This is a genomic window from Acidovorax sp. Root70 (assembly GCF_001428225.1).
Taxonomy (GTDB): domain Bacteria; phylum Pseudomonadota; class Gammaproteobacteria; order Burkholderiales; family Burkholderiaceae_C; genus Acidovorax.
On sequence record NZ_LMHQ01000032.1, the window covers coordinates 20,622 to 37,665 of the forward strand.

Annotated in this window: 17 protein-coding genes; 11 read left to right on the forward strand and 6 right to left on the reverse strand. The window is 66.1% G+C overall.

Going from position 1 to position 17,044, the window contains the following annotated elements; translation table 11 throughout:
- The first annotated feature begins 4 nt into the window (after positions 1–4).
- From ASD94_RS21700 to ASD94_RS21735, 8 genes are all read left to right on the forward strand, one after another.
- Positions 5–661, forward strand: coding sequence for an SPOR domain-containing protein (locus tag ASD94_RS21700; protein ID WP_056647736.1), 657 nt, complete (start codon positions 5–7; stop codon positions 659–661).
- A gap of 92 nt (positions 662–753) precedes the next feature.
- A complete protein-coding gene (locus ASD94_RS21705; RefSeq protein WP_056647739.1) occupies positions 754–1,410 on the forward strand; it encodes a thiol:disulfide interchange protein DsbA/DsbL in 657 nt (218 codons plus the stop codon).
- 107 nt (positions 1,411–1,517) lie between these two features.
- The gene (gene lptA / locus ASD94_RS21710) at positions 1,518–2,177 is read left to right on the forward strand and encodes a lipopolysaccharide transport periplasmic protein LptA (protein WP_056647742.1); all 660 of its coding nucleotides are present in this window, start codon (positions 1,518–1,520) and stop codon (positions 2,175–2,177) included.
- A gap of 11 nt (positions 2,178–2,188) precedes the next feature.
- Entirely contained in the window at positions 2,189–2,986 is a 798-nt protein-coding gene (gene lptB, locus ASD94_RS21715) for an LPS export ABC transporter ATP-binding protein (RefSeq protein WP_056648329.1), read from the forward strand.
- Positions 2,986–4,575, forward strand: coding sequence for an RNA polymerase factor sigma-54 (locus ASD94_RS21720; RefSeq protein WP_056647746.1), 1,590 nt, complete (start codon positions 2,986–2,988; stop codon positions 4,573–4,575). Before lptB ends, ASD94_RS21720 begins: the two co-directional genes overlap by 1 nt.
- Before the next feature lie 80 nt (positions 4,576–4,655).
- On the forward strand, positions 4,656–5,138 hold the full coding sequence (locus ASD94_RS21725; RefSeq protein ID WP_056648332.1) for a thioesterase family protein: 483 nt from the start codon (positions 4,656–4,658) through the stop codon (positions 5,136–5,138).
- Positions 5,135–6,430, forward strand: a complete 1,296-nt coding sequence (locus tag ASD94_RS21730; protein ID WP_056647748.1) for a class I SAM-dependent RNA methyltransferase — start codon at positions 5,135–5,137, stop codon at positions 6,428–6,430. The genes ASD94_RS21725 and ASD94_RS21730 overlap by 4 nt, the downstream gene beginning before the upstream one ends.
- On the forward strand, positions 6,427–6,918 hold the full coding sequence (locus ASD94_RS21735) for a putative toxin-antitoxin system toxin component, PIN family (RefSeq protein ID WP_056647751.1): 492 nt from the start codon (positions 6,427–6,429) through the stop codon (positions 6,916–6,918). Before ASD94_RS21730 ends, ASD94_RS21735 begins: the two co-directional genes overlap by 4 nt.
- A gap of 3 nt (positions 6,919–6,921) precedes the next feature.
- On the opposite strand, the gene ASD94_RS21740 is transcribed toward ASD94_RS21735, so the two are convergent.
- The 3 genes from ASD94_RS21740 to ASD94_RS21750 form a co-directional block, all read right to left on the reverse strand.
- Entirely contained in the window at positions 6,922–8,664 is a 1,743-nt protein-coding gene (locus ASD94_RS21740; RefSeq protein WP_082576972.1) for an ABC transporter ATP-binding protein/permease, read from the reverse strand.
- Positions 8,665–8,946: 282 nt separating this feature from the next.
- Positions 8,947–9,756: a hypothetical protein gene (locus ASD94_RS21745; RefSeq protein WP_056647757.1), complete on the reverse strand. Its 810-nt coding sequence runs from the start codon at positions 9,754–9,756 to the stop codon at positions 8,947–8,949.
- Positions 9,753–11,495 carry an FMN-binding glutamate synthase family protein gene (locus ASD94_RS21750; protein WP_056647761.1) on the reverse strand — a complete coding sequence of 581 codons (1,743 nt, stop codon included), beginning with the start codon at positions 11,493–11,495 and terminating at the stop codon, positions 9,753–9,755. The genes ASD94_RS21745 and ASD94_RS21750 overlap by 4 nt, the downstream gene beginning before the upstream one ends.
- A 221-nt stretch (positions 11,496–11,716) precedes the next feature.
- Here ASD94_RS21750 and ASD94_RS21755 point away from each other — a divergent pair, with 221 nt between their 5' ends.
- The 3 genes from ASD94_RS21755 (at position 11,717) to ASD94_RS21765 (ending at position 14,093) form a co-directional block, all read left to right on the forward strand.
- On the forward strand, positions 11,717–12,571 hold the full coding sequence (locus ASD94_RS21755) for a YecA family protein (protein ID WP_056647766.1): 855 nt from the start codon (positions 11,717–11,719) through the stop codon (positions 12,569–12,571).
- 6 nt (positions 12,572–12,577) lie between these two features.
- Complete coding sequence (locus ASD94_RS21760) at positions 12,578–13,417, forward strand: sterol desaturase family protein (protein ID WP_162255834.1); 840 nt, start codon at positions 12,578–12,580, stop codon at positions 13,415–13,417.
- Between the two features lie 79 nt (positions 13,418–13,496).
- Positions 13,497–14,093, forward strand: coding sequence for an IPTL-CTERM sorting domain-containing protein (locus ASD94_RS21765; RefSeq protein ID WP_146186026.1), 597 nt, complete (start codon positions 13,497–13,499; stop codon positions 14,091–14,093).
- Positions 14,094–14,155: 62 nt separating this feature from the next.
- On the opposite strand, the gene ASD94_RS21770 is transcribed toward ASD94_RS21765, so the two are convergent.
- Genes ASD94_RS21770 through ASD94_RS21780 form a run of 3 tightly spaced genes read right to left on the reverse strand, consistent with a single transcriptional unit; the run spans position 14,156 to position 17,034 of the window.
- Positions 14,156–14,656 carry a nuclear transport factor 2 family protein gene (locus tag ASD94_RS21770; protein WP_056647777.1) on the reverse strand — a complete coding sequence of 167 codons (501 nt, stop codon included), beginning with the start codon at positions 14,654–14,656 and terminating at the stop codon, positions 14,156–14,158.
- 48 nt (positions 14,657–14,704) lie between these two features.
- Positions 14,705–16,030, reverse strand: a complete 1,326-nt coding sequence (locus tag ASD94_RS21775) for a glycerate kinase (RefSeq protein ID WP_056648335.1) — start codon at positions 16,028–16,030, stop codon at positions 14,705–14,707.
- Positions 16,027–17,034, reverse strand: a complete 1,008-nt coding sequence (locus tag ASD94_RS21780; RefSeq protein ID WP_056647778.1) for a transketolase family protein — start codon at positions 17,032–17,034, stop codon at positions 16,027–16,029. Before ASD94_RS21780 ends, ASD94_RS21775 begins: the two co-directional genes overlap by 4 nt.
- Positions 17,035–17,044: the final 10 nt, after the last annotated feature.

Consider the following 17,044-nt stretch of genomic DNA (forward strand, 5'->3'; position numbering starts at 1 on the left):
CAATATGAAAAAGCAACAGACGGGCGGGACCATTGTCGGCTTCATCGTCGGGGTCATCGTGGGCCTGGGCGCGGCGCTGGCCGTGGCCGTGTATGTGACCAAGGTGCCGGTGCCGTTCTTGAACAAGGGCAACGGCCGCGGCGCGGACATGGACGCGGCGGAGTCACAGAAGAACAAGAACTGGGACCCGAATTCGCCGCTGTATGGCAAGAACCCGGCCCGCCCCGCCGCGCCCCCGGTGGCCGCGGCTGCGTCAACCCCTGCATCGGCACCGGCCCCTGAGGTGCGCGCCGCCGCATCGGCCGCCAAGCCCGCCGCAAGCAAGCCAGACGCGAAAGCCGAAGCCAAGGCCGAGAGCAAGCCGGGTGCCGACCCCCTGGGCGATCTGGCCGTGGCCAAGGCAGCGGCCAAGGGCAGCGCGGACCCGTTTGACTACTTTGTGCAGGCAGGCGCCTTTCGCACCCAGGCCGACGCAGACGCCCAGCGCGCCAAGCTGGCCATGCTGGGTTGGGAGGCCCGCGTGAGCGAGCGTGAGCAAAATGGCCGGGCGGTGTTCCGGGTGCGCATCGGCCCCTTCACCAAGCGTGACGATGCCGAGGTGCTCAAAGAGAAACTCGACGGCGCCGGGCTGGAATCGGCGCTCGTGCGCGTGCAGCGCTGAAGTGCCTGTCAAAACGGCACCAACGCCAGGGCTGAACTTTTTGTAAAGGGATGTCTCACATCCCGCATACCTGAACCAGGAGAGTCTTTGTCATGAAACGCCGTGAGTTTTCTTTGTCCGCCGCCTCGGCGGTTGCCGCTTCTGCCCTGACGCTGCCAGTGGCCAACCCCGCCATGGCGCAAGCCCGCCAGTTCAAGGAGGGCAAGGACTTCAAGCGGCTGGACAAGCCCGTCGCTCCCGATGCCCCCGCTGGCAAGGTCGATGTGATCGAGTTCTTCTGGTACAGCTGCCCCCACTGCAACGCCTTCGAGCCTTCGCTGGACGCCTGGGTCAAGGCCGCGCCCAAGGACCTCTCCATCCGCCGCGTGCCCGTGGCGTTCAATGCCAGCTTTGTGCCCCAGCAAAAGCTGTACTACACGCTCGAAGGCATGGGCAAGCTCGACGCCCTGCACGCCAAGGTCTTCCGCGCCATCCATGTGGAAAAAGTCAAGCTCGCCAAGGACGACGAGATCCTGGCCTGGGTGACCCAGCAGGGCGTGGACGCCGCCAAGTTCAAGGAGGTCTACGGCTCCTTCAGCGTGGCCAATCAGGTGCGTCGCGCCTCGCAGCTGCAGGATTCGTACGGCGTCGAGGGCGTGCCATCCATGGGCGTGGCAGGCAAGTACTACACCGACGGCACGATGGCTGGCAGCATGCAGACGGTGCTGCAAGTGGTCGAATACCTGGCATCGACGGCGCGCAAAGCCTGACGAGTGGCCGACCCTGTCGGCAAGCTGTCCCAAAGGCCCGCTGATGCGGGCTTTTTTTCGGGATGGGTACCATCGGGTGGCTACAATCATTGCAAGATTCGTGCCCTATGACCCAACGCCTACTCCCCCTCCTGTTGCTCGCAGCCCTGACTGGCCTTGCGGGCATGGCACACGCCGAAAAGGCCGACCGTGCCAAGCCCATGAACATCGAGGCCGATGCCCTGCGCCACGATGAACTCAAGCAGACCAGCGTGTTCTCGGGCCGCGTGGTGATGACCAAAGGCACCATCGTGCTGCGCGGCGCGCGGCTGGATGTGCGCCAGGATGCCGACGGTTACCAGTACGGCGTGGTCACGGCCGAGGCGGGCAAACGGGCATTCTTTCGCCAGAAGCGCGACACCGTGGCCGGAGCGCCGGACGAGTTCATCGAAGGCGAGAGCGAAGTCATCGAGTACGACGGCAAGGCCGACAACGTGCGCTTCATCACCCGCGCCGAACTGCGTCGCTACCGTGGGTCGGTGCTGAACGATGAGATCACCGGCGCCGTGATCGTCTACAACAACCTCACCGACGTGTTCACCGTGGACGGCCAGAAGGCGCCCGCGTCTTCGGCTGCTGCAGGCGACACCCCCGCGCCCGGTGGCCGTGTGCGCGCCGTGCTGGCGCCCAAGGACCCGCCGCCCGGCGCGGCAGCGCCGGCCCCTGCGCCCGACGCGCCCGCACCGGCGCTGCGCCCCAGCAGCAGCCTTGGCGGCGGCGCCAAGTGAGCGGGCCTGTGGTGAGTACCGGTCCTGATACCCAGGCGGATGGCCGCCTGGGGCCTGATTCGCAGTCGGGCAGTCGCCTGGAGGTGCAGCACCTGGCCAAGTCCTATGGCAGCCGCAAGGTCGTCAAGGATGTGTCGCTGGTGGTGCAAAAAGGCGAGGTGGTGGGGCTGCTTGGGCCCAATGGCGCGGGCAAGACCACATCGTTCTACATGATCGTGGGCCTGGTGCGCAGCGATGCGGGCGACATCCGTATCGACGGCCAGTCCGTAGCCCACATGCCCATCCATCGCCGGTCGCGCTTGGGGCTATCGTACCTGCCGCAAGAAGCCTCCATCTTCCGCAAGCTCACTGTCGAAGAAAACGTGCGCGCCGTGCTGGAACTGCAGCGCGCCGATGACGGCCAGCCGCTGTCGCGCGATGCCATCGAAGAGCGCCTGACAGCCCTGCTGCAGGAGCTGCGCGTGGACCACCTGCGTGCCTCGCCCGCCCTGGCGCTGTCGGGCGGCGAGCGCCGCCGCGTAGAGATTGCCCGCGCCCTGGCCACCCAGCCACGTTTCATCCTGCTGGACGAACCCTTCGCCGGTATCGACCCCATCGCCGTGATCGAGATTCAGCGCATCATCGGCTTCCTGAAGGCGCGGGGCATCGGTGTGCTCATCACCGACCACAACGTGCGCGAGACGCTGGGCATCTGCGACCACGCCTTCATCATCAGCGACGGCCGCGTACTGGCCCAGGGCACGCCCTCCGAGATCGTGGACAACGCCGAAGTGCGCCGGGTGTACCTGGGCGAGCATTTCCGCATGTGATGAAGCCTGGACTGTCGCTGCGCGTCTCGCAGCACCTTGCATTGACCCCTCAGCTCCAGCAGTCCATCCGGCTGCTGCAGTTGTCCACGCTCGAACTGTCGCAGGAAGTCGAGCAGATGCTCGACGAAAACCCGTTCCTCGAACGCAATGCCGACGAAGCCCCGCGTGAGGAGTTTGGCCTGGAAGCCGCCGACACGCCCGCACAGGCCGACGACTATAGTGCCGATGATGCTATGTTTTCAGGAGCTGTCAGCACAAGCAGCACCAGCACTGAAAGCCAAAATGATGCTGAAATCTCCGGTGGAGGCACCGACGAGCCCGACTGGAGCGGCGACGGCACCGTCGAGATGGCGCCCAATGATGCCGAGTGGGGCGGCGACGCCCCCGCCCGCACCCATAACGGCGCCGAGGGCGACGAGGCCGACGCCACCGAACTGGCGCGCTCGCACGAATCGCTCACGGCCTTCCTGCACCGCCAGGCGCTGTCGCTGCGGCTGTCTGACGTGGACACGGCCGCACTGCGTTTTCTCATCGAATCGCTGAACGACGACGGTTACCTGGAAGAGCCTCTCGAAGAGCTGGCGATCAGCCTCGCCGGGCCCGACGACCTGGAGCAGATCGAAGAACTGGTACATCGCTTCACGGTGGCCCAAAGGCTGCTGCAAAGCCTGGAGCCTGTGGGCGTCGGCGCGCGCAACCTGGCCGAATGCCTGACGCTGCAGCTCACCGCCCTGGCGGCCGATGAAGACAGCGATGCCGACCCCGACACCGTGCAGACCGCGCTGCGTATCTGCCAGCAGCCGCTGGAGATGCTGGCCCGCCGCGACATCCGCCGCCTGACGCAGCTGTGTGGCGATGGCGAGGAGCGCACGCGCGCCGCCATGGCCCTGATCGCCCGCCTGGAGCCGCGCCCTGGCCGCCGTTTTGCCGATGTTGAGCGCAACATCATCATTCCCGACGTCATCGTGCGCAAAGCTGGCCGGGCCAACGGGCGTGACGGGCAGCACAACTTCATCGTGAGCCTCAACCCCGATGTGATGCCCCGCCTGCGTGTGCACGACATCTACGCCGGCGCGCTGCGCGGTCACAAGGGCGGCGAGGGCCACCAGGGCATGCAGCAGCGCCTGCAGGAGGCGCGCTGGTTCATCAAGAACATCCAGCAGCGCTTTGACACCATCCTGCGCGTCTCGCGCGCCATCGTCGAGCGCCAGAAGAACTTCTTCACCCACGGCGAACTGGCCATGCGCCCCCTGGTGCTGCGCGACATTGCCGACGAACTGGGCCTGCACGAGTCCACCATCAGCCGCGTCACCACCGCCAAGTACATGGCCACGCCGATCGGCACCTACGAGCTGAAGTATTTCTTTGGCTCCGGCTTGGGCACCGAAACGGGCGGCAATGCATCCAGCACCGCTGTGCGCGCGTTGATCAAGCAGTTCGTGTCGTCGGAAAACCCGGCCAAGCCGCTGTCCGACAGCCAGATCGCCGAGATGCTCAAGGAGCAGGGCATTGAATGCGCCCGCCGCACCGTGGCCAAGTACCGCGAGGCGCTCAAGATCGCGCCGGCGAATTTGCGCAAGGCTTTGTAGACGCTCGGCAGGTGGCGCACTGCCCGCCTGCGCCGCCGTAGTCTTTTCTGTTGTTTCCGTATTACCCACCGCAGCCCACCATGGCCCGCATCGTCTTTGACCTTCCCGCGCACTTCGGTTTTGCCACCGAGCTGCAGATCTACATCAGCCATGTGAACCAGGGCGGGCACCTGGACAACGCGCAGTTGCTCAGTCTGGTGTCTGAAGCGCGCGTGCGCTTCTTCCAGTCCCTGGGCTACCCCGAGGCGGATGTGGGTGGCCTGTCCATCGTCGTGGGCGACATCGTGGCGCAGTACAAGTCCGAAGGTTTCCACGGCGAAACCATGCGCGTGGAGATGGCGCCGGCCGACTTCAACCGCTATGGGTTCGACCTGGTCTTTTGCATGACCGAGAAGACCTCGGGCCGCGAGGTGGCGCGCGGCAAGATCGGCATCGTCTTCATTGGCAAGGCCGACCGCAAGGTGGCGTCCATCCCCGAGTCCATCCGCCAGTTGCTTCTGGCGCGCGCCGGCACGCCGGGTTCCCACACGTTGCCCGAGCGCGTATCCTCCCCATCGACATGAACCAACTCCAACTTTTCCTCCCTTGCGCTGCGGGCGTCGAGGGCTTTCTGGCCGACGAGGTGCATGGCATCACCGGCCTCACGGGGCAAGACCTGCTGATGGGCCGGGGTGGCGTGCTGCTGCGCGCCTCGTGGCGCCAGGCCATGCAGCTCAACCTGCACAGCCGCCTGGCGCAGCGCGTGCTGGTGCAACTGGCGCACCGCCCGTACCGCTCCGAGAACGATCTGTACGGGATGGCCAGCGACGTGGCCTGGGAGATCTGGTTCACCACACGCCAGACCTTCAAGGTCGAGGTGACGGCCCAGCACAGCCCGCTGCAGAGCCTGAACTTCGCGGGCCTCAAGGTGAAGGACGCCGTGGCCGACCGCTTCCGCCACAAAAGCGGTGTGCGCCCCGATGTGAACACCCAGTGGCCCGACGTGCGCATCCACCTGCACCTGACCACCGACGAGGCCACGCTTTACATCGACACATCGGGCGAGCCGCTGTTCAAGCGCGGCTGGCGCGAGGATAAGGGCGACGCACCGCTAAAGGAAACCCTGGCCGCCGCCATGATCGCTGCCAGCGGCTGGGACCCGCACGGCGACAACCCCCAGCCCCTGTACGACCCCTGCTGCGGCAGCGGCACCATCGTGGTCGAGGCGGCGCAGATCGCCTGCCGCATTCCCGCGGGCATGCTGCGGCGCTTTGCGTTTGAAAAGCTACTGCCCTTCCAGGCGCACGTCTGGTCTGCTATCAAAAACGAAGCTGAAAGCGCAATTTGTACTAGCGCTGTACCCATATTTGGCAGTGATGTGGCCTTCCGCATGGTCGATTTTGCCCAGCGCAACGCCGAGCGCGCAGGCGTGGCCGAGGCCGTGCAGCTGCGCGGTGGCGACGCCCTGCAGCGCATGCCGCCTTGCGAGCAGCCTGGCGTGATGCTGCTCAACCCGCCCTATGGCGAGCGCATTGCTGCCGCAGGCAGCGCAGGCCGCAATGCCAGCGAGCGTGCGGCCGACCGCGCCCAGGGCCTGGCCGTGGGCCGCGAAGAGGCGCAGACCGAAGACGGCGGCGAGTTCTTCAGCCAGCTGGCCACGCACTGGAAGAAGAACTACAGCGGCTGGACGGCCTGGATGCTCACGCCCGACCTCAAGCTGCCCGGCAAGATGCGCCTGAAGGAATCGCGCCGCGTGCCCATGTGGAACGGCCCCATCGAATGCCGCATGTTCCGCTTCGACATGATCAAGGGTGCGGTGCGCGAACGTCCTGCCAAGCCATCCGCCGATCACCACGCTGGCAACGGCGCACCATGAAGGTCGAACTGAGCCTGCCTGCCGAGGCGGCGGCGGGCGAGCCCGTACGCCCCGTGGTGGTGGACACCAACGTCGCGCTCGACCTGCTGATCTTCAGCGACCCACGCACCGTTCCGCTGCGCACCCTGCTGGCCCAAGGTCGCCTGTCATGGATTGCCACGCAGGTCATGCGCGACGAGCTGGAGCGCGTGCTGGCCTACCCACACATCGTGGCGCGCATGGACTACTACCGGGTGGATGCGGCGCAGGTGCTGGCGGCGTTTGATGCGCAGGCGCTTCTGGTGGATGTGGCGCCGCGCGTCACCTATGTGTGCAAGGACGCCGACGACCAGAAATTCATCGATCTGGCTGCCGCGCACCGCGCCATCTTGCTGAGCAAGGACAAGGCGGTGATCTGCATGCGCAAGCGGCTGCTCACGCTGGATGCCCATGTGGCGACGGCACTGGTGCTTGAGCGCGCAGAGGATTCGGCGCCCGCCGGCGTTTGACGCTCAGCCATCGAACCTGAAGTCTGCAGCGGCGTGCAGCGCCCACGCGCCTTCGCCCTTGATTTCCAGCACATGCGTGTGGTGCTTGAGCACGGCGGGGCGGTGGGCAATGCTGATCAGGGTGGTGCCGCTCGCGCGCAGGCGTTCGTAGAGGGCGGCTTCGTTGGCGCTGTCCAGCGCGCTGGTCGCCTCGTCGAGGATGACGATGCTGGGCTGGCGCGCCAACACCCGGGCAAAGGCCAGGCGTTGCTGCTCACCGATGGACAACTGCTTCTCCCAATCGTGCGACGCGTTGAGCCCACCCACGCGCTCTGCCAGTGATTCCAGTCGCACTTCCTGCAGCAACTCGAGCAAGCGTTCATCGCTCAACCCGGTCTGCCTGCTCGGGTAGATGATCTGGCTGCGCAGCGTATCGATCTGCATGTAGGGGCGTTGGGGCAGGAAGAAAACGTCTTGCAGGGGCGGGTGCTGCACGGTGCCGGTGCCCGTGCGCCACAAGCCGGCAATGGCACGCAGGATAGAGCTTTTGCCGCTGCCACTCGGGCCTGTGATCAGCAGCGCATCGCCGGGCTGCAGCTGAAGCGACAGGTCACGCACCAGGAGGCGACCAAACTGGGGGGTGTAGAGGCACAGGTCCTCAATGGCCAATGTGTTGCCGATGCGGGTGATGATTTGCGGGGGCGGCTCGGTGGTGCCGGGGGACGCATCGCGCATCGGCAAATCGTCCGCCGTTTTGCCCCCCGCGCCAGGTTCTGCCCACGGGGTGGGTGCGGCAGGGGTTTTGAGCACCACCTGCGACAGTGCGTGCAGCCGGTCGATGCCCGCCACAAACCGGCTCAGGCTCTCGAAGTTGTCCACGATCAGTGAAATCGCGCCCAGCACAGCCGCGAACGCGCCAGCAGCCTGGATGGCCCGCCCCACTTCCAGCTCGCCCGATAGCACGCCGTTAGCCAGGAGGATGCTGGGCAACACCAGCGTGAGCTGGCTGAAAGAGCGCTGATACAGGTTGAGCGAGCGCTGCTTCTTGATGAGCCGCGCGTAGTTGGTGAAGGCAGCTTCGAACCGGTTGTCGATCTGGGCGCGTTCTTGCGGCTCGCCGCTGTAGAAGGCAATGGATTCGGCGTTTTCGCGCAGCCGCATCAGTCCAAACCGGAAATCTGCCTCACGCCGGATCTGCCAGAAGTTCAGCCGAATGAGTGGCGCGCCAAACAGGTACAGCGCCCCGAAAGTGCCCAGCAGGGCATACACGGCCAGAAAGGCCACCAAGGTCTTGGAGATGGACCACAACACCGCACTGAAGGCCACCAGCTGCATCAGCGAACCAAGAAAGATCAGCAGGAAGTGTGTGGACCGGCCCGTGAAGGTGTTGATGTCTTCGCTGATGCGCTGGTCGGGGTTGTCGATGTCGCTGCCCGCACCAATTTCATAGTACTTGCGCTCGCTCAGGTAGCCGTCCAGAAAGCGGTAGGTGAGCCAGCGCCGCCAGTGGTTGGAGAACGCGTCGCGCATGTAGTAGTAGAAGGCGTATACCGGTACGGCGAACGCCAGCACCACCAGGGTGGTGCGCACCGCCGACCAGAAGCGATCGGCCTGCTTGGCCGCCAGTGCCGATGTCATCTCCCCTGTCTTGTCGATCAACATCACTGCAAGCTGTGTCTCGCACACCATGAGTCCGATCAGCAGCGCTAGCAGCCCCCATGCGGTGCGCTTGTTGTCTCCTGCCCAATAGGGTCGGGCCACGCCCATGAACTGCTTCCAGGCGGCCAGCGACAGGGTCGGCGGGCGCTGGCGTCGGTGTTTGGTATCGGGGGGAGGCAACGGAGCGGGCGCTGAAGGGCCGGGAATCGCGGCGGCAGGAGTGGTCATTGCAAAGAAATAGGTCGAAGCGAAGCTCCGTCTGCACATTAAATCGCTGTTCGGCCTGGTGCTGCCAGCGGATGACGACCGCCCGCTAAGAAGAGCTGCGCCCGTGGTTCATCTGTGCATGACTGCTTGACTCCACGACCTGGCCCCGGACGCACACCTGGCTCACGGAACCAGCAGGTCATACGCCGCCCGCACCCGCTGCAAATCCCGCCCCAACCGACGGCTCGCGGGCAGGTGCCGCATCCACCCCATCCGGCGGATACTGGTCGCCAGCAGCGCCTGCATCTCCCCGTCGCCCTGTGCGACCCATGCAGCCCAGCGTTCGCGGGCCTCGGGCAGCCGGCCGCTTTGGTGCAAGAAGATGGCGGTGGAGTGCGCGTAGCACAGGGCATCGCGCACATGGCACAGCGGCAGTGGCAACACGGCGGCCGGGTCGTCCTCAAAGTCGATGCAGACCACCGCACCGCTGGGGTCGCGCACCATATTGCGCGCAAACGCCTGGCTCAGGCAGGTGCCCTGGTGGTGCACGTGGGCCAGCGCGTCCAGCCCTTGCTGCCACAGTGAGAGCACGGCGGCGGGGTCATGCGCACGCAGCGTCCGCTCGATCGCGTTGCCCAGTGAATGGGCCTCCTCGCCCACGCGGCCCAGGTGGCGCATGGCAAAGCCATTCTCTTGCGCGGCCAGCACTTCGGGCACGCGCACGCCGCGAGCGGCCAGGTCCCGCAGGCGCCGCACCTCGGTGGCAATGGCGGCGGGGCCGCCCGGGTTGGGCACAGGGCGCAGCACCGGCAGCCGCAGCAGGCCTGCCAGCATGGCCATGGCGCGATAGCGGCCCGTGCCATGGGGGGCGCCTGCGCGCTTGATCCAGATCTGCTCATTGCCCAGCACATGGCTCATCACGTTGTGGGGCTGCGTGGCCAGCTGCTGGCGCAGAAAGGCGCTGTAGTCGATGGCCGAAACGTTCGTTGTCATGCGGCCGCATCTCCCGCCACCACGGCAGCCGTGCCCGCGGCGGCGGCGTGGACCATCTCCACATGGTGTGGCACCGACGGCTCCAGAGCAGGCTCGCTGGCCTGAAAGCTGTGGGCGCTGGCCAGGGGCCAGTACAGGCGAAACACGTTGTGCTGCGCGTCGAGCGGGCCCAGCAGCGCGCCGGGTTGCATGCGGGTGATGAGGTTGGACAGCAGGCGCACCTCGGTGTCGCTGATGCGGCGCACGATGTGGTGGGCCGTGATGTCCTGGGGGTGTCGCAGGCCGGCGGCCTGCACCAGCTCCTGCAGCGCGTGCAGCGTGCTGCGGTGGAACTGCGCCACGCGTGTGGCCTTGTCGGGCACCACCAGCGCCTGCTGGCGCAGCGGGTCTTGCGTGGTCACACCGGTGGGGCAGTGGCCGGTGTGGCAGCTCTGCGCCTGGATGCAGCCCAGCGCCATCATGAAGCCGCGACCCGCGTTGCACCAGTCGGCACCCAGCGCCATCATGCGCGCGATGTCGAAGGCGCTGATCACCTTGCCCGCGCAGCCCAGGCGCACGCGGTCGCGCAGGTTCACGCCCACCAGCGTGTTGTGCACCAGCAGCAGGCCCTCTTGCAGCGGCGCGCCCACGTGGTCGGTGAACTCGACAGGCGCCGCGCCCGTGCCGCCCTCGGCACCGTCCACCACGATGAAGTCGGGCGTGATGCCCGTGACCAGCATGGCCTTGACGATGGCAAACCACTCCCACGGGTGGCCCAGGCAGAACTTGAACCCCGTGGGCTTGCCGCCCGAGAGCAGGCGCAGTTTGGCGATGAACTGCATCATCTCCACCGGGGTGTGGAACGCGCTGTGGCTGGCGGGCGAAATGCAGGTTTCACCTTCCTTCACGCCGCGGGCGGCCGCGATCTCGGCCGTCACCTTGGCGCCGGGCAGTACGCCACCGTGGCCCGGCTTGGCACCCTGGCTCAGTTTGAGCTCGATCATCTTGACCTGTGGGTCGGTGGCATTGGCGGCAAAACGCTCTTCGCTGAACGTGCCATCGGGGTTGCGGCAGCCAAAGTAGCCCGAGCCAATCTCCCAGATCAGATCGCCCCCATGCACGCGGTGGTGCTGGCTGATGCTACCTTCACCCGTGTCGTGCGCAAAGCCGCCTTTTTTCGCGCCCTGGTTGAGCGCCAGGATGGCGTTGGCCGACAACGCGCCGAAGCTCATGGCCGAGATGTTGAACACGCTCGCGTGGTAGGGCTGGGTGCAGGGCGATACGGACGGTGACGGCACATCGGGGCTGCCCCCGACCCACACCCGAAAGTCGTGCGACGGCAGCTGGGTGGGCGCGAGCGAGTGATTCACCCATTCGTAGCCCTGCGCGCCCACGTCCAGGTGCGTGCCAAAGGGCCGGTTGTCCGGGTCACCCTTGGCGCGCTGGTACACCAGCGAGCGCTGCGCGCGCGAGAACGGCGCGGCTTCGCTGTCGCTCTCGATGAAGTACTGGCGTACCTCGGGCCGCACGTATTCGAGCATGAAGCGGATGTGGCCGATGACCGGGTAGTTGCGCAGGATGGCGTGGCGCGACTGCTGCAGGTCGTACACACCCAAAGCCACCAGGGCCGCGAACACCAGCACCACGGGCAGCCCCACTTGAAAGGCCACCAGCGCAAACAGCGACAACAGCAGCCCGAAAACGCACAGCACAAAAGCCGTGTAGCGCACCGGGTACAGGGAGTTCAGTTGGTGGATCATGGAGGTCCTGGTTCTGGGCCGCGGCGCGGGAGGGCTACACTGACCGCCTTTTTATCGGGTTGCCGGGTGGTGAGCGGCCTGCCTTGCGCCGCCCCAGCCCACGTCTGCGGTGCCGCTGCTGCACCATGACCGTGACATGGCCGTGGCACAAGGCCTGCGCATCATAAAAGTAAAACTTTGCCCGCCAATCCCCGCTTTCTCCCTTGACGACCGGAGCCAACATGACCGAACCCACATCGCCCACCCCCGCCACTGACGAACTCGACCCCACGGCCGCACCGGCCGCTGCGCTGGGCCCGCAGGAGCTGGAAGAGATCGACAACATCCTCGACGACCTGCGCGCGCGCGGCGAGGAAATTCCGCAGTGGGAGTTCTGCGACGGCTTCATGACGGCGCTGATCTGCAGCCGCCGCCCGATTGCCCCGGCCGAATACCTGCCCATGCTGCTGGGTGACGGGGCCGAGCTGGACGTGGCGGAGGGCGCGCCGCTGCCGCTGCTGCCCGCGTTTGCCGACGCCGCACAGCAGGCGCGGTTTCTGGTGCTGTGGGACCGCCGCTGGGCCGAGATCGTGACCCAGCTCGACACCGATGTGAAGACGCTGGATGACGATCGCACCTTCCAGCCCGAAGCCATGGACATGCGGGGTGCCGTGGCCAGCCTGACCGACGAGCAGCGCGCGGAGATGGGCGACGACCAGGAGATCCCGTCCTTCGGCCAGGTCTGGGCGCTGGGCTTCATGTTTGCCGTGGAGAACTGGCCCGAAGACTGGGCCGCCCCGCGCGACAAGGAAGCCGCCAAGTGGCTGGACGACGCGCTGGACCGCATCGTGGCCCTGACCGAAGACGACACCGGCAAGCCCGAAGTCTGCATGTACGACGAAGACGGCCCGCCCAGCACCAGCCAGGCGCGCGTGGAAGCCTTCGGCGAAGCCATCTGGGCGGTGTACGACCTCCGCCAGCTGTGGAAGAGCATGGGCCCGCGCGTGGAGACCGTGCGCAAGGCGCCCGAGCCAGGGCGCAATGACCCTTGCCACTGCGGCAGCGGCAAGAAGTACAAGAAGTGCCACGGGGCTTGAGTCCTCTTGGACCTCCCTGCAAACGCAAAAATGGCGCAATTCATCCAGGCCGTGATGGATCACTTTGAATGGGGGCAGTACGTACTGTTCTCGGTGGTCCTGGGCATTCTTGCTTTGACAGAGCACTTCTGGCCTCGCCGTGTGACCGGCGAAGGCTGCCAAGGGCGGAGAAAGGTCAATCTATTGCTGTATGGGTTGGGTGGTCTGTTGATGTGGTGGGTGGCCGAGCCCGTGCAGACCGCAGCGGTACGACTGGGGACGTCCTTAGAGTGGACAGGGTTGGCCGGATCGGCATTGCCCGGTGTTCCCAAGATCGTCATTGGCGTTTTGCTGGTTGATGCGATTCAGTATCTGCTGCACCGTGCTTCGCACTCCATTCCACTACTGTGGCGAATGCACCAAGTGCATCACGCAGACGCCGCGTTCGATGTGACGACCAGTGTGCGACACCATCCGCTGGAAGTGGCGGCACTTGCTGCACTGACGCTGATGCTTTGCGCGGCGCTGGGCATTCCTCTTGCCTCCTTGTTGTTGTACGCGGTGTTTCAACTGGTGCACTCCGCGTTTTGCCATGCCAATGTTGCGATTCCTTTGCGCTGGGATCGGAGGCTGCGTTGGGTCATGGTGACCCCGGATATGCACCGTGTGCACCATTCTGAACGCATGGATGAGGGCAACAGCAACTTCGGAATGGTGTTCCCCTGGTGGGACCACTTGGCAGGAACCTACTGCGTGCAACCAGTGTTGGGCCACAAGGACATGCGCCTGGGACTGGCCAACGACAACGATGCCCGGCCTGACGGGCTCTGGCGGGCCTTGAGCCAACCCTTTGACAAGCTGCCTTGAGGCGCTGGTTCAAGACCGAGTGCGCGCGGTCATTTTTTGGAAGACATTTTCAAAACATTGAAGTACAAACGCCACTCTCTTGATTGAGCGTTCAGAAAGCCTGCATTTTTTAGAGGACGATATGTCGAAAGTTCGTTGGATGGGAGCGCTGTTGATCGGCGCCGGCGCATTGTGGGCAACTGGCGCGCAAGCGGGCGTTGTCTTTACTTTTAGCAAGGCGTTTGGAGTGCCAAGCGTGGCGGTCGGAAGCTCTACCTCGCTGGCGTTCACCATCAATCGGATGGGGGGGGCCGCTAACAACATCACGTTCACGGACAACTTGCCTGCGGGCTTGGCGGTGTCCACTCCCAACGGTTTGGTGGGCGACTGTGGGGTCGGTAGCGTGGTGACCGCCGTACCGGGTTCCTCCGCGGTGGCCTTGGCCGGCGGGGCGCTGGCCGCAGGGGGCAGTTGCACCTTTTCTGTTCAGGTCACGGCGACAGCGCCGGGCGTAAAAAATAACGTCACTACGGGCCTGAATTCCAGTGCCGGCAGTGCCCCTGCCGCCAACGCCACGCTTAACGTGCTGGCTGCCAGCGCAACCTCTGTTCCGACACTGAGCGAATGGGGGCTTATGGCGCTGTTGCTGGCCATGACAGCATCGGCATTCAATGCGGTGCGTCGCAAGAAGACTTGAAGCTCAAGCGCAGCCAATTGCACAGGGGGCTTGTGTCGTATTTCGCGGGCCTGGTGTGCGGGTCATAGCGGCCGTGCCTCCTGCGCCAGAAACTTCTTCAGATTCCCCGCCGCTGTACTACGCACCTTGCGCTTGAGCGATGGCGACCAGCCCAGCAGCAGCCCCGGCGCACCTAGCGCCTGCCGCGCCCAGCGCCAGAAGTTGAAGCGGTCGCGGTGGGTGGCGATCAGCCCGTCGGGCGTGAAGGTGAAGGTGCCGTCGATGATGTTGTGCACCTTGCGCCCCGTGGCGCTGAAGAGGTAGTGCGCTTCCCAGTGCGCCTTGCCGCCCTGCGCATCGGCGTCGATGCCGCTGAACTCCAGCTTCCAGTGTTCGGCGGCGCCGGGCTTTTGGGTGGCAGTGCACAGCATGCGCCACATGCCTGCCACCTGCTCGCGGCCTTTCAGGGAAAAGGCTTCGTCGTCAAACGTGGCGTCGGGTGCATAGCAGGCCGCCATGGTGGCGTGGTCCAGTTGCGCAAACGCGGTGTAAAAGCGTTGCAGAGTCTGGGCGTTGGGGTGCATGGGTTCTCCTCCTCAAGGGCTGCCCATGCTACACGCACGCTCCGGTCATCACAGCACGAGCAGTGCCCGAAAGTCGTTGACGTTGGTATGGGTGGGACCGGTCACCACCAGGTCGCCCAGGGCTGAGAAAAATCCGTAGGCGTCGTTGCGCTGCTGGTGCTCGGCCAGGTCCAGGCCCAGGGCATTCGCCCGTGCCAAGGTATCGGGACTGACGATGGCGCCCGCGTTGTCCTCCATGCCGTCGATGCCATCGGTGTCCGCTGCCAGGGCCCACACGCCAGGCTGCCCTTGCAGGGCCTCGGCCACGCCCATGCAGAACTCGCCCGCACGGCCGCCGCGCCCGCGCGGGGCGGGGCCCTCGGCCCGGCGCACCGTGACGGTGGTTTCCCCGCCGCTGAGTAGCACGCAGGGCCGTTGCAGGCTGCTGCGCCCCTGGGCCACGGCACGCGCCATGGCGCCGTGCACCCGGCCTACGTCGCGTGATTCGCCCTCGATGGCATCGCCCAACAGGTACACGGCCAGCCCGGTTGCACCCGCTGCCTCAGCTGCTGCCTGTAGCGACTGCTGGGGCGTGGCCAGCAGGTGAACCTGGTGGTCGGCCAGACGCGGGTCGCCGGGCTTGGGGGTTTCCAGGTCGCCGCGGCGCAGCGCGGCCTGCACGGCGTGGGGCAGGGTGATGCCGTAGCGGGTCAGAATGGCCAATGCATCGGCACAGGTGGAGTCATCGGGCACGGTGGGGCCGCTGGCGATGACGGCAGGGTCGTCGCCCGGCACGTCGCTGATGGCCAGGGTGACCACTTGGGCGGGCGCGCAGGCGGCGGCCAGGTGGCCACCCTTGATGCGGGACAGGTGCTTGCGCACGCAGTTCATCTCGGCAATGGTGGCCCCGCTGTGCAGCAGCGCGCGGTTGAGGGTCTGCTTGTCCTGCAGCGTCAGGCCCTCGCAGGGCAGTGTCAGCAGGGCCGAGCCGCCACCCGAGATCAGGCACAGCACCAGGTCGTCGGCTGCAAGGCCATGGGTAAGGGCCAGCATGCGTTCAGCGGCCTGCAGTCCGGCCGCATCGGGCACGGGGTGCGCGGCCTCGGCAATCTCGATGCGCGCGGGTAGACCCGTCGGGAGAGGTGGCGTGTGCCCGTAGCGCGTGACCACCAGGCCGGACAGCGGCGCATCCTGTGGCCACAGGGCCTCCAGCGCATGCACCATGGCACCAGCCGCCTTGCCCGCACCCAGTACCACGGTGCGTCCCCGAGGCGGCGCGGGCAGCGCCTGCGCCATGCGGTGCACCGGCTGCGCGGCGCGCACGGCGATGTCGAACAACCCCCGCAAAAAGCCCCCGGGCGTTGCAGTGCCTCCGCGGGGCGGCGGTGCCGTCACGCCAGCCACTGCTTGAGCTGGGCGGCCATCTTGTCGGCAGAGATGCCGTAGCGATCGTGCAACGTTGGCAGGGCACCTGCGTCCAGGAACGCATCGGGCAGCGCCAGCATGCGAAAGCGCGACGGTGTCACGCCCTCGCGCAGCAGCAGGCCTGCCACGGCCTCGCCCAGGCCACCCACCGTGGAGTGGTTCTCGGCCACCACCACCAGCCGGCCGGGCTTGCGCACCTCGGCCAGGATGGTGGCGTTGTCCAGGGGCTTGATCGTGGGGCAGTGCAGCACAGCCACGCTGATGTGGTCGGTGGCGAGCTGCTTGGCGACCTCCAGCGTGCGCATGGTCATGAAGCCGCTGCTGATCACCAGCACGTCGGCACCGTCCTGCAGCAGCTTGGCCTTGCCCAGCTCGAAGCGGTAGTCGTATTCGTCCAGCACCAGCGGCACGTTGCCGCGCAGCAGGCGCATGTACACGGGGCCGGGGTGTTGCGCGATCTGCGGCACGGCCTGCTCGATGTCCAGCGCGTCGCACGGGTCCACCACCGTCAGGCCAGGGATGGCGCGCATCATGGCCAGGTCTTCGGTGGCCTGGTGGCTGGGGCCGTAGCCAGTGGTCAGGCCGGGCAGGGCGCAGCAGATCTTGACGGGCAGGCTCTCCTCGGCAATCACCTGGTGGATGAAGTCGTAGGCGCGCCGGGTGCCAAACACCGCGTAGGTGGTGGCAAACGGCACCAGGCCCACCTTGGCCATGCCGCCTGCCGCGCCCATCAGGAGCTGCTCGGCCATTCCCATCTGAAAGAATCTATCGGGGTAAGCCTGGGCAAACAGGTGCAGGTCGGTGTACTTGGCCAGGTCGGCCGTCATGCCTACCACTTCGGGGTGGCTGGCGGCGTATTCCACCAGCGCCTTGCCAAAGGGGGCTGCCTTCACGCGCTGCCCTTCGGACGCGATGGAGGCGATCATGGCCGAGGTGGTCAGCCGGGGTTTCTTGTCGGTTGCTGCAGTGTTCATGGTGTGGCCC

Excerpts from the sequence above, each read along its gene's own strand:
- ASD94_RS21705 (WP_056647739.1), top strand. The coding sequence starts at position 754 with ATGAAACGCCGTGAGTTTTCTTTGTCCGCCGCCTCGGCGGTTGCCGCT.
- ASD94_RS21780 (WP_056647778.1), bottom strand. The coding sequence starts at position 17,034 with ATGAACACTGCAGCAACCGACAAGAAACCCCGGCTGACCACCTCGGCC.
- ASD94_RS21725 (WP_056648332.1), top strand. The coding sequence starts at position 4,656 with ATGGCCCGCATCGTCTTTGACCTTCCCGCGCACTTCGGTTTTGCCACC.
- ASD94_RS21720 (WP_056647746.1), top strand. The coding sequence starts at position 2,986 with ATGAAGCCTGGACTGTCGCTGCGCGTCTCGCAGCACCTTGCATTGACC.
- ASD94_RS21755 (WP_056647766.1), top strand. The coding sequence starts at position 11,717 with ATGACCGAACCCACATCGCCCACCCCCGCCACTGACGAACTCGACCCC.
- ASD94_RS21735 (WP_056647751.1), top strand. The coding sequence starts at position 6,427 with ATGAAGGTCGAACTGAGCCTGCCTGCCGAGGCGGCGGCGGGCGAGCCC.
- ASD94_RS21750 (WP_056647761.1), bottom strand. The coding sequence starts at position 11,495 with ATGATCCACCAACTGAACTCCCTGTACCCGGTGCGCTACACGGCTTTT.
- ASD94_RS21770 (WP_056647777.1), bottom strand. The coding sequence starts at position 14,656 with ATGCACCCCAACGCCCAGACTCTGCAACGCTTTTACACCGCGTTTGCG.
- lptA (WP_056647742.1), top strand. The coding sequence starts at position 1,518 with ATGACCCAACGCCTACTCCCCCTCCTGTTGCTCGCAGCCCTGACTGGC.
- ASD94_RS21700 (WP_056647736.1), top strand. The coding sequence starts at position 5 with ATGAAAAAGCAACAGACGGGCGGGACCATTGTCGGCTTCATCGTCGGG.
- ASD94_RS21745 (WP_056647757.1), bottom strand. The coding sequence starts at position 9,756 with ATGACAACGAACGTTTCGGCCATCGACTACAGCGCCTTTCTGCGCCAG.
- ASD94_RS21730 (WP_056647748.1), top strand. The coding sequence starts at position 5,135 with ATGAACCAACTCCAACTTTTCCTCCCTTGCGCTGCGGGCGTCGAGGGC.
- ASD94_RS21740 (WP_082576972.1), bottom strand. The coding sequence starts at position 8,664 with ATGGGCGTGGCCCGACCCTATTGGGCAGGAGACAACAAGCGCACCGCA.